The following is a 16,771-nucleotide window of genomic DNA, read 5'->3' as shown; positions in this document are numbered from 1 at the left end:
ATACGCCGGTCTGCGCTATACCCACCCGGTGTGTCGCCCTTTCGAACTACTGGGCCATCGAACTACTGCGCCATCGAACTACTGCGCCATCGAACTACTGCGCCATCGAACTACTGGGCGGCACGCTCGGCGATACGCGACATCAACCGGTCCTGCACGAACGGCGGCAACATACCGGTGACGTCTCCCCCGAACGTGGCCACCTCCTTGACCAACGAGCTCGACAGAAAACTGTGCGCCGGATTCGCAGGGAGGAACACCGTGTCCACTCCGGTCAGCGTCCGGTTCATCTGCGCCATCTGCAACTCGTAATCGAAGTCGACAGCACTCCGAAGACCCTTCACGATCGCCGAAAAGCCCTCTTGCCGTGCGTAATCGACCAGCAGGCCGTACCACGAACCGACCCGAACGTTAGGCAGATGCTCGGTCGCGACCTCGAGCATCTCGATCCGCTCCTCGACGCTGAACATGCCCTTCTTGCTCTTGTTCACCATCACCGTCACCACCACCTCGTCGAAGGCGGCCGCCGCGCGCTCGAAGATATCCAGGTGACCGATGGTCACCGGGTCGAAGGATCCAGGACACAGTGCGCCAGTCATGCCCGCGAACCTATCAGCTGAGACAGCTCATTCCGCCGGCTCCACTCCTGACCACTTCGGTCATTCCGCAGGCTCCACTCCTGACCCAACCCGGTCATTCCGCCGGCTCCACTCCTGACCCAACCCGGTCATTCCGCAGGCTCCACTCCTGACCGGATTGCGATCTCGATTCGGCTCTCGCCGTACTTCTTCGACTTCTCCGGCACGAGCCCGGTCGGCCATACGGTCTCCGGCGAACGCGACGACCGTTCGAGCACGACCACCGCGTCGACCGAGAGCCATCCCCCGCTCACGAGCCGCTCGAGGAGGCCGGCCACGGCGGTATCCGTGACGGCGTACGGCGGATCTGCCAACACCAGGTCGTAGGCCGCGTCGGCGGTGCCGGCCAGGACCGAGGCCACCGGCGCGCATTTGACCGAAGCTCCGGTCAGGCCGACCGATTCGATGTTCTTGTGCACTACCGCGGCCGCCCGTGCGTCGGATTCGACCAGCACCGCCGACGCGGCCCCACGTGAGAGTGCTTCGAGTCCGAGCGCACCCGACCCTGCGAACAGATCCAACACCGCGGCCCCGTCGAGCTCCATCCGACTTTCGAGCGCACTGAACAGTGCCTCTCTAACCCGCTCCGACGTGGGCCGGGTGCCTTGGCCGGGGACCGCCAATCGACGACCCCCGGCAACGCCCGCGACGATCCGGGTCATTCGCTCCCGGCCTCTTCGCCCGTCGACCCCCCACCGATGACGACGAGCAGATCGCCGCCCTCCACCTGCTGTACGCCCGAGATCGCCAGACGAGTGACCGAGCCGCCCCGCGGTGCGGTGATCGCTGCCTCCATCTTCATCGCCTCGATCGTGGCAATGGTGTCGCCGGCCGAAATCTTCTGGCCCTCCTCGACTGCCAGGGTGACCACCCCGGCGAACGGAGCCGGAATGTGTCCGGAATTGGAGCGGTCTGCCTTCTCGACGGTGGGTGCTTCGCTCGCGATGGACCGATCGCGCACCGACACCGGACGTAGCTGCCCATTGAGGATGCACATGACGGTGCGCATACCGCGTTCGTCCGGGTCGGAGATCGCTTCGAGTCCGATGAGCAGTTCGACGCCCTTCTCGAGCGTGACTCGATGCTCCTCGCCCTGACGCAGACCGTAGAAGAACTGGTTGGCCGACAATCGGGTCGTGTCGCCGTACTTCTCTCGATGAGCTTCGAGTTCCGCTGTGGGGCCGGGGAAGAGCAACCGATTCAGAGTGGTACGGCGTTGCGCCGACGTCCCGTCGAGGTTCTTTTCGTCCTCGTCGGTCAGCGGCGTCACCGGCTTGCCCGCACCTCGGCCTTCGAGCGCCTTGGTGCGCAGCGGCTCGGGCCAGCCACCGGCGGGTGTTCCGAGATCGCCGCGTAGGAACCCGACAACGGAATCGGGAATGTCGTACCGGCTGGGGTCCTCGGCGAATTCCTCGGCGGACGCATTCGCACCCACGAGCGCAAGAGCCAGATCGCCGACGACCTTCGAGCTCGGCGTCACCTTGGTCAATCGACCCAACATGCGGTCGGCCGCAGCGTAATTGGCTTCGACCGTCTCGAAGCGATCACCGAGACCGAGCGAAATAGCCTGTTGGCGTAGGTTCGACAGCTGGCCGCCCGGAATCTCGTGGGTGTACACGCGACCGGTCGGTGCCGGCAGCCCGGACTCGAAGGGCGCGTACACCTTTCGCACGGCCTCCCAGTACGGCTCGAGATCGCAGACGGCCTGCAGGTCGAGACCGGTGTCGCGCTCGGTGTGCGCGGCCGCGGCGACGATCGCCGACAGCGCGGGCTGACTGGTGGTTCCTGCCATCGCAGCACAGGCACCGTCGACCGCGTCGGCTCCGGCTTCCCAGGCAGCGAGATAGGTAGCGAGCTGTCCGCCGGGAGTGTCGTGGGTGTGCACGTGCACCGGCAGATCGAAGTTGGACCGCAACGCCGTCACCAGCGTCTTGGCCGCGGGGGCACGCAACAGACCCGCCATGTCCTTGATGGCCAGCACGTGCGCGCCGGCATCGACGATCTGCTCGGCCAACTTCAGGTAGTAGTCGAGCGTGTACAGGTTCTCGTTCGGATTGGACAGGTCGCCGGTGTAACTCAGTGCCACTTCTGCGATGGCCGTACCGGTTTCGCGCACTGCATCGATCGCCGGACGCATCTGATCGACGTTGTTGAGCGCATCGAAGATACGGAAGATGTCGATTCCGGTGTCGGTGGCCTCGGCGACGAAGCTACGGGTGACCTTCTCCGGGTACGGGGTGTATCCGACGGTGTTCCTGCCGCGCAGCAACATCTGAATCGCTATGTTGGGCACGGCTTCTCGCAAGCTCGCCAACCGCTCCCACGGATCCTCGTGCAGGAAGCGCAACGCCACGTCGTACGTCGCCCCTCCCCAGGCCTCGATCGAGAGTAACTGCGGCGTCGTTCGCGCCACGTACGGCGCTACGCCGAGCAGACCACTGGTGCGCACACGCGTTGCCAACAACGACTGATGGGCATCACGGAACGTGGTGTCGGTGACACCGAGCGCCTTCTGATTGCGCAGATCGCGGGCGAACCCCTCCGGCCCGAGCGCCAGCAGCCGTTGCCGGGAGCCGTCGGGAATGGGAGCCGAGAAGTCGACCTCGGGCAGCTTGTCGTGCGGGTACACCGGCGAGGGACGTTCCCCGTGCGGCTTGTTGACCGTCACGTCGGCCAGGTAGGTGAGGATCTTGGTGCCACGGTCACCCGAGGAACGCGACGTCAGCAGTTCCGGACGTTCCTCGATGAAGGAGGTGGTGACGCGTCCTGCGGTGAAATCGGGGTCGACCAGAACCGCCTGCAGGAACGGGATGTTCGTCGCGACACCGCGAATTCTGAACTCCGCCACCGCACGTCGAGCGCGCGCCACGGCAGTGTCGAAGTCGCGGCCACGACAGGTGAGCTTGACGAGCATCGAGTCGAAGTAGGCACCGACCTCGGCACCCAACGTCGTGCCACCGTCGAGGCGCACGCCGGCACCGCCCGGGGTGCGGTAGGCAGTGATGCGGCCGACGTCGGGCCGGAATCCGTTGGCGGGATCCTCGGTGGTGATGCGGCATTGCAACGCTGCACCGCGCAACACGATGTTCTCCTGCTGCAATCCCAGGTCCGCCAACGTCTCACCGGAGGCGATACGCAGCTGCGACTGCACCAGGTCTACATCGGTCACTTCTTCGGTGACTGTGTGCTCCACCTGAATTCGCGGATTCATCTCGATGAAGACGTGATTGCCGCGGGTATCGAGAAGGAACTCGACGGTACCGGCGCAGGAATAGCCGATCTGCTTGGCGAACGCCACGGCGTCGGCGCAGATCTTCTCGCGTAGTTCCTGAGGAAGGTTGGGTGCCGGTGCCAACTCGATCACCTTTTGGTGTCGACGCTGCACACTGCAATCGCGCTCGAAGAGATGGACGACGTTTCCTTGGCCGTCGGCAAGAATCTGTACCTCGATATGACGGGGGTCGATCACTGCCTGCTCGAGGAACACGGTCGCATCGCCGAACGCCGACTCCGCTTCGCGCGCAGCAGCTTCGATGGACTCGCGTAGCTGCTCGGGCTCGGCCACGCGGCGCATTCCGCGACCACCGCCACCTGCCACGGCCTTGACGAACAGCGGGAAAGTCATCGACTCCGATGCCGCGACCAATTCGTCGATATCGGACGACGGTTCCGACGACGCCAACACCGGTAGTCCCGCGGCCTTCGCAGCGGCGATCGCACGCGCCTTGTTACCGGTCAGCTCGAGGACATCGGCGGAGGGCCCGACGAACGTGATGCCCGCCTCCACACAGGCTGCGGCGAGATCCGGGTTCTCGGAAAGGAATCCGTAGCCGGGGTACACAGCATCGGCACCGCTACGCTTGGCGGCGGCGACGATCTCGTCGACCGAGAGATACGCCCGAACGGGATGGCCCTTCTCCCCGATCTGATACGCCTCGTCGGCCTTCGTTCGGTGCACCGAGTTTCGATCCTCGAACGGGAACACCGCCACCGTCGAGGCACCGAGTTCGTAGGACGCACGGAAGGCGCGGATAGCGATCTCGCCGCGGTTGGCAACCAAAACTTTGGAGAACATTGGCTCAACTTACCCGGCAGACAGAGCCCCGGAGGCGTACTGATCCCACGATGCGGGAACTTTTGTTCAATTTCGGCTACTGAAACGGTGCAGTGCGGACTGCGACGGGGTCAGGACTTGTCGAGGTAGTCGATTCTGTCGGATCGCCACGCCGAACGCATCATCGACGCGATGCCGGGATTGTCGGCCAGAGACGGGTCCCGCGCGAACAACGACCGGGCACAATCCTGGGCGTCGGAAATGATGTCCTCGTCGTCGATGAACGAGAGCAACCGAAGTCCGGTCACCGTGCCCGACTGCGCGGCTCCCAACACGTCACCTTCTCGGCGGGTCGCCAGGTCCAGTTTGGCGAGCTCGAACCCGTCGTTGGTGGCGGCCACAGCCTCGAGCCGAGCGAACGACCCACCGCCCGGGCTGAGCCAGCTGATCATGATGCACAGCCCCTGATGCCCGCCGCGGCCGATTCGCCCACGCAGCTGGTGGAGCTGGCTGACGCCGAAGCGGTCGGCATCCATGATCACCATGACCGTGGCATTGGGTACATCCACGCCCACCTCGACCACCGTCGTGCAGACGAGCACGTCGATCTCACCCGCGTTGAATTCCGACATGGTGATGTCCTTGTCGTCACCGGACAGTCGACCGTGCAGCAGCCCCACACGCAGATCGGCCATCGGCCCGGCGGAGAGCGTCTCGTAGAGATCCACGGCAGCCGTCGTCTCCGGCCCGTCCTCCACTTTCGGCGCAGCCTTCTTCGCCGCTCCGCTCTTCTTGCCCGTGTCCGCATCATCGCCGTCACCGATACGAGAACAGACCACGTAGGCCTGTCGGCCGGCCGCGACCTCCTCGTGAATCCGTTGCCAGGCTCGATCCACCCATCCGGGTTTGGATCTGGCCGGGACGACGTTGCTGACGATCGGCGACCTGCCGCGCGGAAGCTCCGTCAGTACCGACGTCTCCAGGTCCCCCAGTGTCGACATCGCGATCGTGCGCGGAATCGGTGTCGCCGTCATCACGAGGAGATGCGGGCTGGTGTTTCCACGAGCCTTCGCGCGCAAGGCATCTCGCTGCTCCACACCGAATCTGTGCTGCTCGTCCACGACGACCATCGCGAGGTCGAGAAACTCGACCCGATCCTCGATGAGAGCGTGGGTGCCGATGACGATCCCGGCATCACCTGTCACGGCATCGAGCAGGGCCGATCGCTTTGCCGCAGTGGACATCGACCCCGTCAGCAGAGCCACCTTGGTGGCCAGCTCGTGCGATCCCAGCTCGCCACCGGCGGCCAGCGTGCCGAGCATCGATCGGATCGATCGCGCATGTTGGGAGGCAAGCACTTCCGTCGGTGCCAACAGTGCGCACTGGTGTCCGGCGTCGATCACCTGCAGCATGGCACGCAACGCGACGATGGTCTTACCCGAGCCGACCTCGCCCTGCAACAGACGCGACATCGGATGCGGACCCGACAGGTCGTTGGCGATCTCCGCAGCAACCTGGTGCTGACCGACCGTCAACTCGAACGGCAACCGGCGGTCGAACTCCGCCGCGATGCCGTCGGTGATCGGTGGGCACCGCGCAGCTACCCGGTCGGACGCGTCGCGTCGTCGGTCCGCGAGTACCAATTGAACAGCCAATGCCTCGTCGAACTTCAATCGTTCCCGGGCGGCGTCCTTGTCCGCCGCAGTATCGGGAAAGTGGACCGAACGCAGCGCGGCGTCGATGTCGATGAGGCCACGCTCGCGGCGCACCGATTCCGGCAGCGGATCGACCACGTCGTCCAGCTGATCGAGTACCTGCCGAACGCAGCGCATGAATGTCCAGCTCTCGACATCTTTCGCCGCAGGATAGATAGGTACGAAGGCGCGGTCGAACACCGACATGTCGACGGCTCCGGACGAATCGACCGAGCCACGCGCCAGGCCGGCCAGCGTGCCACCGCCGACGATGCGACCCGCGGGGACGATGGCCCCGTCGTTGTCGTCGCCCCCGAGGATCACGTAACTGGGGTGGGTGAGGTTCCACCGCCGACCGAAATACTTGACCTTGCCCGAGAACATGCCCCGCCGCCCGGGCACGACCACGTGTTTGAGCTTGTGCGGGCTGAAGAACGTGGCTTCGATCCGCTGCCCGTCGGCCGCAAGGGTGACGGCAAGGAACTGACCGTTGCGGTTCTTCATCGAACGCAAGGTGGCCGATTCCACGGTGGCGACGATGGTGATGTGTTCCCCCTCGGGGGGTTCCTTCTCGCCGAGCTCGGAACCGTGCGTCATGTAGCGATGCGGGTAGTGCCGCAGCAGGTCTTCGACGGTATGGATGCCGAACACCTCGGCCAGCGGTGCCGCAGCCGCCGCTCCGAGGACATCGTCGAGCCGATCCACCAGCGTTGCCATTGTTCCGAAATTCCCTATTCCACTCCGAATTGCACGAGATCCCCGGGCTGCCCGCCCGGGTAGACCACCACGTCGACGCCGGGATGAGCACCCGCCACATAGTCGGCGAGCCGACCTCCGAGATCCACGGGAGCCAGTGCCCCGAGCAACATCGTCACCATCTCACCGCCGGTGGCCAACAGCTGGTCCAGCAGTCTGCATCCGGCATCGAGCGGATGCTCGGCAACGATCACCACTTCCTGCCCGGCCAGACCGAGACAGTCACCCGGCTCGCACATGCCGACCCAGGTCAGCGAGCGTTGCTCGGCGATGCGCAACGAACCCCACCTCGTCCCCGCTGCAGCATCGGACATCGCGAACGCATCGTCGACGGCTGCTCTGGCCGCGTCGTGCACTGCAAGCGCAGCCAACCCCTGCACCATCGCCGAGCACGGCAACATCGACACGTCCTTACCGTCGGCCCTGGCCGCAGCACCGACGGCAACGAGCTCCTGAGCGGACAGCGCCCCGTTCGGCAGCACCAGAACCTCGCGGTGCTTCATGCCCACGATGGCGCGATGCAACACCGACGAATCGATGGGCTCGTCGCATCGCACCACCGTCGCACCTTCCTGTACGTAGAGAGCCGCGGCACCGTCACCGGCGACCAGGGCCAAAATATCGCGACCCACCGACATAGCCTCGGGCTCGTGCTCACCGACGTTCGCGTCGACGGCGTACTCGGCCAGTCCGAAACACGAGATGCGCACTCCTCGAATACTTCCCGCCGCGATCCCGCACTCGACGGCACCGCCCGGGTCGGTGGTGTGCACATGAGCGGAGTACGCCCCGGAGCCGTCTCCGGCAACCACGACCGAATCGCCGAGGTCCGACAGCGCTGCACGCAGCGCTGCCGCGCGGGTGTCGTCGATGCCGGGGATGACGTAGAGAACCTCGTAGCCGAGCGGCCGGGACTGCGAACGAGCCGCCGCCCCGTCGGAGGCTCCGGGTGCGTTCGAAACACCGACTTCGATCACCCGTTCGTGGTCCTGAGGACGGCGATAGCGTCGCCTCGGCGGGGTGCGGCCGGTCACGACCTCGACCAACGCGTCGAAGATCACCGACAACCCCAGCGCCCCCGCATCCACGACGCCCGCCTCTCGCAACGGTGCGAGTTGGTCCGTCGTGCGATCGAGAGCGCGAGCGGTGGCCTCCGCGATATCGACCACCAGCGTGGCCAGATCGACGTTCGCGTCGTGGGCAGCGGCCTCGTGGGCAGCGGCTTCGAGCACCGTGAGCATGGTGCCCTCGGCGGGGACACTGACCGCGCCCGCCACCAGAACTCGTGCACGCCGCAACATGGCCTGGATCGACACGGTGTCCAGCGGACCGTCGGCTGCGGCCTCACCCACGGCGCGCAGGAGTTGCGAGACGATGACCCCGGAATTTCCTCGCGCGCCCGATACGGCTCCCACCGCCAGAGCCCGTCCGATCGCACCCGCGCCTGCGGCCGGCCCGGCACTGCGCATGGACTCGACCGCAGCCCGGAACGTGAACATCAGGTTGGTGCCGGTATCGGAGTCCGGAATCGGGAAGACGTTCAGTGCGTCGATCTCGTCGCACCGAGCAGTGAGGGAATCCACACAGCGATAGGCCCACCGGCGCAGGTCCGAGGCATCGATGGATTCGAGTACGTTGACCACCTCGAGCGCCTCCCCTGCGTTCCGTCCGTACCTGCGCCCGGGCCCGACGATGTCGGCCGCGGACAGTGCCCGAAGCTTAGTCGGGCAGAATCGTCAGCGCGGCGCGCGTGAGCCGGTACACCTCGTCTGCGGTGGCGGTTTGGTGATTGGGTGGGACGCCGCTATTCTTGCAGGGTTGCCTCGAGGCGATCTTCACGCATTGCAATCCTTGCATCTGCTCGTAGTTCGTTTCGATGTCTTCGACCACATGTAACGCTCAACATCTAACAAGGAGTTCGCGACTATGGCTGCCGTCTGCGACGTATGCGCCAAGGGGCCCGGCTTCGGTAAGTCGGTCTCGCACTCGCACCGACGGACCAACCGTCGTTGGAACCCGAACATTCAGACCGTTCACGCTCAGGTTGCGCCTGGCAACTCCAAGCGCATGAACGTGTGCACCTCCTGCTTGAAGGCAGGCAAGGTGGTTCGGGGCTGATTTCGGCCCCGCTCTTCGATTTCCTCCACGGCCTCGACCGCGTGCGAGAACTGTGCCCCGCATCCAATCGGATGCGGGGCACAGTTGTCTGTCGATGTTCCTGCGCATTCGGGCAAACAGTTGGACGTCCGATAGAGTGCCGAACGTGACTCATTCGGACAGCGAAAGCTCGAGCAAGGTCAGCATCGAAGACGGAGTGCTGCACATCGTCGTCGCCACCGAGGCGGGCGGTTCCTCTCTCGACCTGGACGGCATCACCTCGGGAACGCAGGCACTGCACGAGGTGAACACCGGTGCCACATCTGTAGGAAGCGTCCTGCTCATCGGCCGCGGGCCGAACTTCTGCGCCGGCGGCAACGTACGGGACTTCGCCGGTGCCGACGATCGCGGTGCCTTCGTCGGCTCGGTTGCCGATGCGTTCCACGCCTTCGTTCGCGAACTGGCAGCAGTGACGGTTCCCATCGTCGCTGGTGTACACGGCTGGGCGGCCGGTGCAGGCATGAGCCTGGTGTGTCTCACCGATATCGCCATCGGCGGACCGTCGACCAAGCTTCGACCGGCCTACCCCGCCATCGGGTTCACACCGGACGGTGGCATGTCCTGGACCTTGCCCCGCATCGTCGGATCCGGCCACGCGATGGACATCCTGCTGAACGATTCGATTCTCAACGGTGAGGATGCGGTGCGTCTCGGAATCCTCAGCCGCCTCGTGGGCGACGACTTCGTCGACAGCGAGGCCGAACGACTGGCCCGAACCCTCGCCGTCGGACCCACCTCGGCGTATCAGGGAATCAAGAAGCTGCTCGCGGCGTCCGACACCGCTACTCTGGCAGAGCAATTGGATGCCGAGGCCGCCTCGATCTCGGCGGCCGCAGTCTCACCTGCAGGAGTGGAAGGCGTCGACGCATTCGTCGAGAAGCGTCGTCCCGATTTTTCCTGAGCCGGTCACGGCAACGTCCAGTCGATCGGTTCGTCTCCGCCCTCGACCAACAATTCGTTGGCGCGACTGAAGGGCTTGGATCCGAAGAATCCCCGTGATGCGGACAGCGGTGACGGATGGGCCGACTCGATGTACGGCACCGATCCCAGCATGGGTTTGAGCGTCGCCGCGTCACGGCCCCAGAGAATCGCCACCAGGCCAGGAGCCCGGGGATCCTCGGCTCTGGCAACAAGAGCACGAATTGCCTGCTCCGTCACCGCCTCCCAGCCCTTCTTGCGATGCGACGCCGCTGCGGACGGCTCGACCGTGAGCACTCGGTTGAGCAGCATCACACCCTGCTCCGCCCACGGCGTGAGATCACCGTTGCTGGGTGTCGGCAGACCGAGATCGTCCGAATATTCCTTGAAGATGTTGGCCAGACTGCGTGGAACGGGACGCACGTCGGGGGCGACCGAAAAGCTCAGCCCCACTGCGTGTCCCGGCGTCGGGTACGGGTCCTGGCCGACGATCAGCACCCGAACCCGGTCGAACGGGTACCGAAAAGCACGCAGAACGTTCTCACCGGCGGGGAGGTAGTGCTTTCCGGCGGCGAGCTCGGCTCGCAGAAAGTCGCCCATCGCAGCAACATTCGTCTCGACCGGAGCCAAGGCACGGGCCCAACCCGGATCTACGCTCTCGGCGAGCGGGCGGGCCGTCATCGGTCGATCCGGCGCAGCGCGTCGCGGTAGTACGCGGCGTTCGCGGAATACATCTGCACGTTGATGTCCACGTGCCCCTCCGGAACCTCGAAGCCCTCACGGATTTTTGCGGGAACACCGAGCGCCATGCTGCGTTCGGGAACGACGAACTTGAACGGCACCACCGCACCCGCACCCACGATGGAACCGGCCCCGATCCTCGAGCCGTTGAGCACCACAGAACCCGACGCAATGAGGCAGTTGTCGCCGATGGTCGCACCCTCGACATGCGCGTTGTGACCGAGAACGCATCCGGCACCGATCACGGTCGCGTCGATGGGGGTGCAGTGGATGACGGTCCCGTCCTGGATGTTGGTGCCCGCACCGACGGAGATCGTGCCGTAATCGGCTCGGAGCACGGCCGTCGGCCACACCGACGACCCCGCCGCCAAGGTCACCGCTCCGATGACGACTGCATCGGGATGGACATAGGCGTCCGGGTGAATATCGGGTTCGCGGTCGCCGAGCGCGTAGATAGCCATCCTTGCAACTTAGCCGACTCCATCGACCCGGTCGGAGCTCACTCTCGGTCGAAGCTCGACCAACCGGATCTGCCCACCCGGCGGTGCCCGGCGACGGTGACGCCACCGTCGGTCGCGCTCGACGCCGGCTCGACGCGGCCGATCACGATCCACCCCGTCGGAACGGTATCGAGACCGGGGAACGTGCCGGCGAGAGCATGATCCTCACCGCCGGTGAGTACCCACTCGAGGGGATCTACCCCCAACAGCTCTGCAGCCGAACGGACTTCGTCGGCGATCGGAAGACGCTCCGGTTCCAGAACCATCGATACGCCGGATGCGTCGGCGATATGCCCCAGGTCGGCCGACAACCCGTCGGACACATCGGTGAGTGATGTCGCGCCTGCCTCGGCGGCCTCGATTCCGGCACGGTACGGCGGGGCGGGCACGCGGTGTGCATCGAGAACCGCGTCGTGCCCGGAGCGATCGCCGCCCGCGAGCAACAGAGCGAGTCCGGCCGCGGACCACCCGAGCCGCCCCGCGAACGCGATCACATCACCGACCTGCGCACCCGATCGCAGTACGGGAGCCCTGCCCTGTAGGTCACCGAGCGCAGTGATCGAGATCACCAGCTGATCCGATTGCACCACATCACCGCCGACGATCGCCGAACCCGCAGCCGACGCCTCGCGCCACATGCCCTCGTTCAGACCGTCCGTCACGCTCACCGGTGTGTCCGCCGGGCAGCCGAGAGCAACCAGGAATGCCGAGCACTGCCCACCCATCGCGGCGATGTCTGCCCCGTTCTGCGCGATCGCCTTCCGGCCGATCTCCACCGGAGTCGACCAATCGAGCCGAAAGTGCCTGCCGTGCACCAACATATCTGTCGTGGCGGCCACCCTGCCGTCGGATGCACTGACGACGGCAGCGTCGTCGCCGGGGCCGACGATGGTCGACGTCGGTTGCACTCGATCGGCGACGGCCCGGGCGATGACGTCGAACTCGCCGATCTGGGCCACCGTCGGTTCGGCGGCGGTGGTCCCCGAAGGGCCGGTGTCGTCGATGATGTTCCTCCCTCAGAGCGCAATTCGGACGTCGGTCTCCCGCGGAACCGGCACCGCGCCTGCGGTACCTTTAGCGGTGCCCGGGCCCGGTCCGGCGCAGCCGGTTTCGTGCTGTGAGTACGCAACCGACTCAACGTACAGTCGACTCAACTTACAGTCGATCGTCCCAGCAAGGAAAGGGACCACCGATGGTGCAAGCCTTCGTTCTCGTTCAGACCGAAGTCGGCCGTGCCACGACCGTTGCGCGGCAGATCGAGTCGGTCGACGGCGTCGTATCCGCAGAAGCTGTGGTTGGACCCTACGACGTCATCGTCAGGGCCGACGGCGCATCCGACACCGAGATCGCGGACATCGTCTCCCGAATTCAGAAGGTCGACGCCATCACGCGTACCCTCACCTGTCCCGTCGCCCCGCAGTCGACCTCGGCGGTTCGGTAGCGCATGAACTCTGCCGACCACGACCACGACAAAGACAACGGCGACGACGCCGGCACCCGGTCCGAGAATGCAGCAGCGGCCGACGAGACCCGCGAGCAGCGCCACCCTGCGGTCATAGCCACCGCGATCGCCCTGCCGGTCGCGTTGGTGGTGGGAGTTCTCGTGGCCGCGATAGCGGTGAACAGCTCCCCCGCCCACGATCCGGTAGCGCTGGGGCCGGTCGACGCACCCGACGCCGCGGGCGCACAGTGCTCGACCCTTCTCGATGCGCTGCCCGACGAGCTGGGCGACTACAGCCGCGCCGACCTGGCCGACCCGGCACCTGTCGGAGTCCGAGCCTGGGTATCGGCCGAGGAGAACGCCGAGCCGGTCGTGCTCCGCTGCGGGCTGCCTCGCCCTGTCGGATTCGACGTGGCCGCACCACTTCAGGTGATCGACGGCGTCCAGTGGTTCGAGGTGTCCGGCGAGAACGACGGCATCGACGCCAGCACATGGTTCGTCGTCGATCGCGGCACGTACATCGCTCTCACCATTCCCGGCGACTCCGGCCCGACTCCTCTGCAGGATGCCTCGTCGGCAGTGTCGGCAGCACTACCCCAGCAGCCCCTCGACCCGGCACCGTTGCAGTAGAGCCGGGTCAGCGCAGGCCGGTACCGCGTGCGAGAGCGGTGTCGATCAGGGTGCTGATCAGGGTCGAGTAGTCGATTCCGCTCTCGGCCCACATCTTGGGGTACATCGAGATCGACGTGAATCCGGGCATCGTGTTGATCTCGTTGATCACCGGGCCTTCCTCGGTGACGAAGAAGTCGACCCGCGCAAGTCCTTGGCAGTCCAGTGCGCGGAAGGCCGAGACTGCGAGTTCGCGAATACGATCGCTGATGTCGTCGTCGAGTGCGGCAGGAATGTCGAATTCGCTGACATCGTCGAGATACTTGGTGTCGAAGTCGTAGAAGGCGTGATCGTCACTGTCCGCGTCGGGGAGCCGGATCTCGGCGATCGCGCTGGCGCGCACGCTGCCGTCGGGGAATTCGAGCACGCCGCATTCGACCTCGCGGCCGTGGATCATTCCTTCGACGATCACCTTGGGGTCGTGCTCGCGGGCAACGCCGATCGCCGACTGCAGGTGATCCCACGAGGTGATGCGCGAGATTCCGATCGACGATCCGCCTCGCGCGGGCTTGACGAAGGCAGGGAGACCGATGTGGCCGCGTTCGGCTTCGGTCAGGTCATCGGTGCCGCGTCGCAGCACGACCTGCCTGCCGATCGGTAGTCCGTCGGCTCCCAGAAGCTTCTTGGTGAACTCCTTGTCCATGCCTGCGGCACTGGCCAACACTCCGGGACCCACGTACGGGACACCGGCGAGTTCGAGCATTCCCTGCAGGGTGCCGTCCTCGCCGTACGGCCCGTGCAGCACCGGAAACACGACGTCGACCGCAGCCAGGACCTGTCCGGCGTCGCCCTCACCGAGAGCGATCAGCGCGCCTGCACGTCCCGGATCGGTGCTCAGCGCGAGTGCGGCACCGGACTTGTCCACCGTCGGAAGTACTCGATCACGAATCGTCAGCGCATCCGGATCACTGGAGCCGAGCACCCAGGCACCGTCGGGGGTGATTCCCACCGGGACCACCTCGTAGGTATCGGGGTCCAGATTCGCGAGCACGCTACCCGCCGAGACACAGGACACCGCGTGCTCACTGCTGCGGCCACCGAAGACGACGGCAACTTTGATTCGGGGAGTACTCACGGTGACAAACCGTACCGCCGTCTCCCCGCGAACGCGGATTCGCCCTGTTCGAGCACACGTCGAGAACGTGACCTCACTCGGGCTTGATTCGACGCCCCAGCAGGTGGCCCACCGCGTCCGGAACCGACATTCCCCCGTGGCACACACGGTGCACGGCATCGGTCAACGGCATCTCGACGTCGTAGCTCTCGGCGAGCGCGCGCACCGACGTACAGGACTTCACGCCCTCGGCCACCTGCCCGTGCGCTGCTTCCTGCGCGCTCTCGAGGGAGCCTCCCGAACCGAGCCGCTCACCGAACGTACGGTTGCGCGAGAGCGGCGACGAGCAGGTGGCGACCAGATCTCCCACGCCGGCGAGCCCGGACAGCGTCGACGGTGTGGCCCCGAGCGCGACACCGAGCCGGATGATCTCGGCCAGGCCTCGGGTCATGATCGACGCGAGGGTGTTCTCGCCGTAGCCGACTCCGCTGGCCATTCCACAGGCGAGGGCGATGACGTTCTTGCACGCGCCACCGATCTCGGCACCGATGACGTCGGAGTTGGTGTACGGCCTGAAATATCCTGTGGCGCAAGCTTTTTGAATCTCGAGCGCTCGTTGCGAGTCGGAACACGCGATGACGGTCGCGGCCGGCTGCCCCTCGGCGATCGGGCGCGCCAGATTCGGCCCGGACAGGCAGGCCACCCGGCTGGGATCGGCCCCGGTCACCTGTGAAATCACCTGGCTCATGCGCATGAGCGTTCCGGTCTCTATGCCCTTGGCCAGAGACAGCAGTGTCGCGTGCGGTGCGATCGCATCCGTCCACTCCCCCAGGTTCGCGCGCAGACTCTGCGACGGCACCGCGAGCACCACGATGTCCGCACCGTCGAGGGCCATCGCCGGATCGCTCGTGGCGCGGATCGACGACGGCAGTTCGATTCCGGGGAGGTAGTCCGCGTTCTCGTGCCGTTCGCTGATCGAGGCAGCGAGTTCCTCTCGGCGCGCCCACATGGTGACATCGGTTCCGGCATCGGCCAACACTTTGGCGAATGCGGTACCCCACGACCCGGACCCCAGTACCGCTGCTCTGCTCATGCCGCCAACCTCTCACCTACTCGCCGATGCCCTGCCTACGCGCGCATCACCCTAACGCGCAGACCTGCCCGGGCGGTCGGAGTCGGCAGACATCGGTGACGCTGGCAGGATCGAACACCATGGGCGCAATTCGAAGCAGCGACGACGACCGCGAGGGTCGGCCGTCCGATGCGCTGCGCCGCGCGGTCGGAGTCGTCATCGCGGTCAAGGACCTGACAGCGGCGAAGTCCCGTCTGGCGTCCGAGTTCTCCGGGGCCGACCGGACCCGATTGGTGCTCGCCATGTTCGTCGACACGGTCACCGCGGCCGGTTCGGTGTCGGTGGTCGATTCGGTCACCGTCGTCACACCCGATCCGGTCGTCGCCGACACCGCGCGACAAATCGGTGCCCGGGTGCTGGACGAACCATCGGCTTCCGGCGCTCGAGATCCCGAAGCCCGTCTCAATGCCGCATTCTCCGCTGCTGCGGCCGCACTGCGAGTCGATCACGCACCACGCGATCGCCACGGGAACCCCGGCGCGGCCCCGGCCGATCGGATCGACATCGTTGCGCTGCAAGCGGATCTGCCTGCGCTTCGTCCCGCCGAACTCGCGCAGGCGTATGCGACGGCAGTCTCCGGCGGCAGGTCGGTCGTGGTCGACCATCACGGCACCGGAACCGCAGCGCTGATCCTGAAGAATTCTGCCGACGAGCTCGCGCCGCTGTTCGGATCGGATTCCGCACGCCGCCACACCTTGTCGGGAGCGCGACCACTGGACGGCACGTGGCCGGGACTTCGACTCGACGTCGACACCGTCGACGACGTACGTCGGGCTCATCGACTCGGGGTCGGACCGGAGACGACAGCCGTACTCCGCTCACTCGGTTGGAGCGACGAGGAATCCGCAACCACCGCGTGATTCGGTGAACGTGCGAACAAGTTCGGTCATCGGAGTTTCACCGACGGCGGGTATGGGGGATGATCGTGCTGTGAGCACAGACGACGCGCAGCCAGCGACCGAAGATCCGGCGATCGAGACCGCGGAGAGCAACGGTGCGGACAGCAACGGTGCGGAG

General features: G+C 65.8%; 15 protein-coding genes. 5 read left to right on the top strand and 10 right to left on the bottom strand.

Translation table 11 applies throughout. From position 1 onward, the window contains the following. Window positions 1-110: 110 nt before the first annotated feature. From coaD to CH278_RS16930, 5 genes are all read right to left on the bottom strand, one after another. On the bottom strand, window positions 111-599 hold the full coding sequence (gene coaD / locus CH278_RS16950; RefSeq protein WP_027496670.1) for a pantetheine-phosphate adenylyltransferase: 489 nt from the start codon (window positions 597-599) through the stop codon (window positions 111-113). A gap of 128 nt (window positions 600-727) precedes the next feature. Then, window positions 728-1,300: a 16S rRNA (guanine(966)-N(2))-methyltransferase RsmD gene (rsmD, locus tag CH278_RS16945; protein WP_094622419.1), complete on the bottom strand. Its 573-nt coding sequence runs from the start codon at window positions 1,298-1,300 to the stop codon at window positions 728-730. Next, entirely contained in the window at window positions 1,297-4,713 is a 3,417-nt protein-coding gene (locus CH278_RS16940) for a pyruvate carboxylase (RefSeq protein WP_032383422.1), read from the bottom strand. The genes rsmD and CH278_RS16940 overlap by 4 nt, the downstream gene beginning before the upstream one ends. A gap of 110 nt (window positions 4,714-4,823) precedes the next feature. Further along, on the bottom strand, window positions 4,824-7,103 hold the full coding sequence (recG, locus tag CH278_RS16935; protein WP_027496667.1) for an ATP-dependent DNA helicase RecG: 2,280 nt from the start codon (window positions 7,101-7,103) through the stop codon (window positions 4,824-4,826). A gap of 14 nt (window positions 7,104-7,117) precedes the next feature. Continuing rightward, the gene (locus tag CH278_RS16930) at window positions 7,118-8,785 is read right to left on the bottom strand and encodes a DAK2 domain-containing protein (RefSeq protein WP_094622418.1); all 1,668 of its coding nucleotides are present in this window, start codon (window positions 8,783-8,785) and stop codon (window positions 7,118-7,120) included. 283 nt (window positions 8,786-9,068) lie between these two features. On the opposite strand from CH278_RS16930, the gene rpmB reads away from it, so the two are divergent. Both rpmB and CH278_RS16920 read left to right on the top strand, forming a co-directional pair. Further along, a complete protein-coding gene (gene rpmB, locus CH278_RS16925) occupies window positions 9,069-9,260 on the top strand; it encodes a 50S ribosomal protein L28 (protein WP_008717389.1) in 192 nt (63 codons plus the stop codon). 145 nt (window positions 9,261-9,405) lie between these two features. Then, window positions 9,406-10,200, top strand: coding sequence for an enoyl-CoA hydratase/isomerase family protein (locus tag CH278_RS16920; RefSeq protein ID WP_032366585.1), 795 nt, complete (start codon window positions 9,406-9,408; stop codon window positions 10,198-10,200). 5 nt (window positions 10,201-10,205) lie between these two features. Here CH278_RS16920 and CH278_RS16915 read toward each other — a convergent pair whose 3' ends face one another. From CH278_RS16915 to CH278_RS16905, 3 genes are read right to left on the bottom strand one after another with little or no spacing between them, the layout of a single operon-like run. After that, on the bottom strand, window positions 10,206-10,898 hold the full coding sequence (locus tag CH278_RS16915) for a uracil-DNA glycosylase (protein ID WP_032387217.1): 693 nt from the start codon (window positions 10,896-10,898) through the stop codon (window positions 10,206-10,208). Then, window positions 10,895-11,419 carry a gamma carbonic anhydrase family protein gene (locus CH278_RS16910; RefSeq protein ID WP_032366386.1) on the bottom strand — a complete coding sequence of 175 codons (525 nt, stop codon included), beginning with the start codon at window positions 11,417-11,419 and terminating at the stop codon, window positions 10,895-10,897. Before CH278_RS16910 ends, CH278_RS16915 begins: the two co-directional genes overlap by 4 nt. Before the next feature lie 38 nt (window positions 11,420-11,457). Continuing rightward, window positions 11,458-12,417, bottom strand: coding sequence for a thiamine-phosphate kinase (locus CH278_RS16905; RefSeq protein WP_373557334.1), 960 nt, complete (start codon window positions 12,415-12,417; stop codon window positions 11,458-11,460). 233 nt (window positions 12,418-12,650) lie between these two features. Here CH278_RS16905 and CH278_RS16900 point away from each other — a divergent pair, with 233 nt between their 5' ends. Both CH278_RS16900 and CH278_RS16895 read left to right on the top strand, forming a co-directional pair. Beyond that, the gene (locus CH278_RS16900; protein WP_032370776.1) at window positions 12,651-12,899 is read left to right on the top strand and encodes an Lrp/AsnC ligand binding domain-containing protein; all 249 of its coding nucleotides are present in this window, start codon (window positions 12,651-12,653) and stop codon (window positions 12,897-12,899) included. A 3-nt stretch (window positions 12,900-12,902) separates the two neighbouring features. Further along, the gene (locus CH278_RS16895) at window positions 12,903-13,529 is read left to right on the top strand and encodes a DUF3515 domain-containing protein (protein ID WP_032366383.1); all 627 of its coding nucleotides are present in this window, start codon (window positions 12,903-12,905) and stop codon (window positions 13,527-13,529) included. 7 nt (window positions 13,530-13,536) lie between these two features. Here the strand turns inward: CH278_RS16895 and CH278_RS16890 are convergent, their stop codons facing one another. Further along, entirely contained in the window at window positions 13,537-14,643 is a 1,107-nt protein-coding gene (locus CH278_RS16890) for a D-alanine--D-alanine ligase family protein (RefSeq protein WP_032366382.1), read from the bottom strand. Between the two features lie 73 nt (window positions 14,644-14,716). Then, window positions 14,717-15,715: an NAD(P)H-dependent glycerol-3-phosphate dehydrogenase gene (locus CH278_RS16885; protein WP_032366381.1), complete on the bottom strand. Its 999-nt coding sequence runs from the start codon at window positions 15,713-15,715 to the stop codon at window positions 14,717-14,719. Window positions 15,716-15,816: 101 nt separating this feature from the next. Here CH278_RS16885 and cofC point away from each other — a divergent pair, with 101 nt between their 5' ends. Beyond that, on the top strand, window positions 15,817-16,614 hold the full coding sequence (gene cofC / locus CH278_RS16880) for a 2-phospho-L-lactate guanylyltransferase (RefSeq protein WP_179274454.1): 798 nt from the start codon (window positions 15,817-15,819) through the stop codon (window positions 16,612-16,614). Window positions 16,615-16,771 lie beyond the last annotated feature (157 nt).

Source organism: Rhodococcus sp. 05-2254-5 (genome assembly GCF_002258575.1).
In the GTDB taxonomy this organism is placed as follows: domain Bacteria; phylum Actinomycetota; class Actinomycetes; order Mycobacteriales; family Mycobacteriaceae; genus Rhodococcoides; species Rhodococcoides fascians.
The sequence above is the reverse complement of the archived record's forward strand: the minus strand, read 5'-3'. Positions and strand labels throughout refer to the sequence as shown.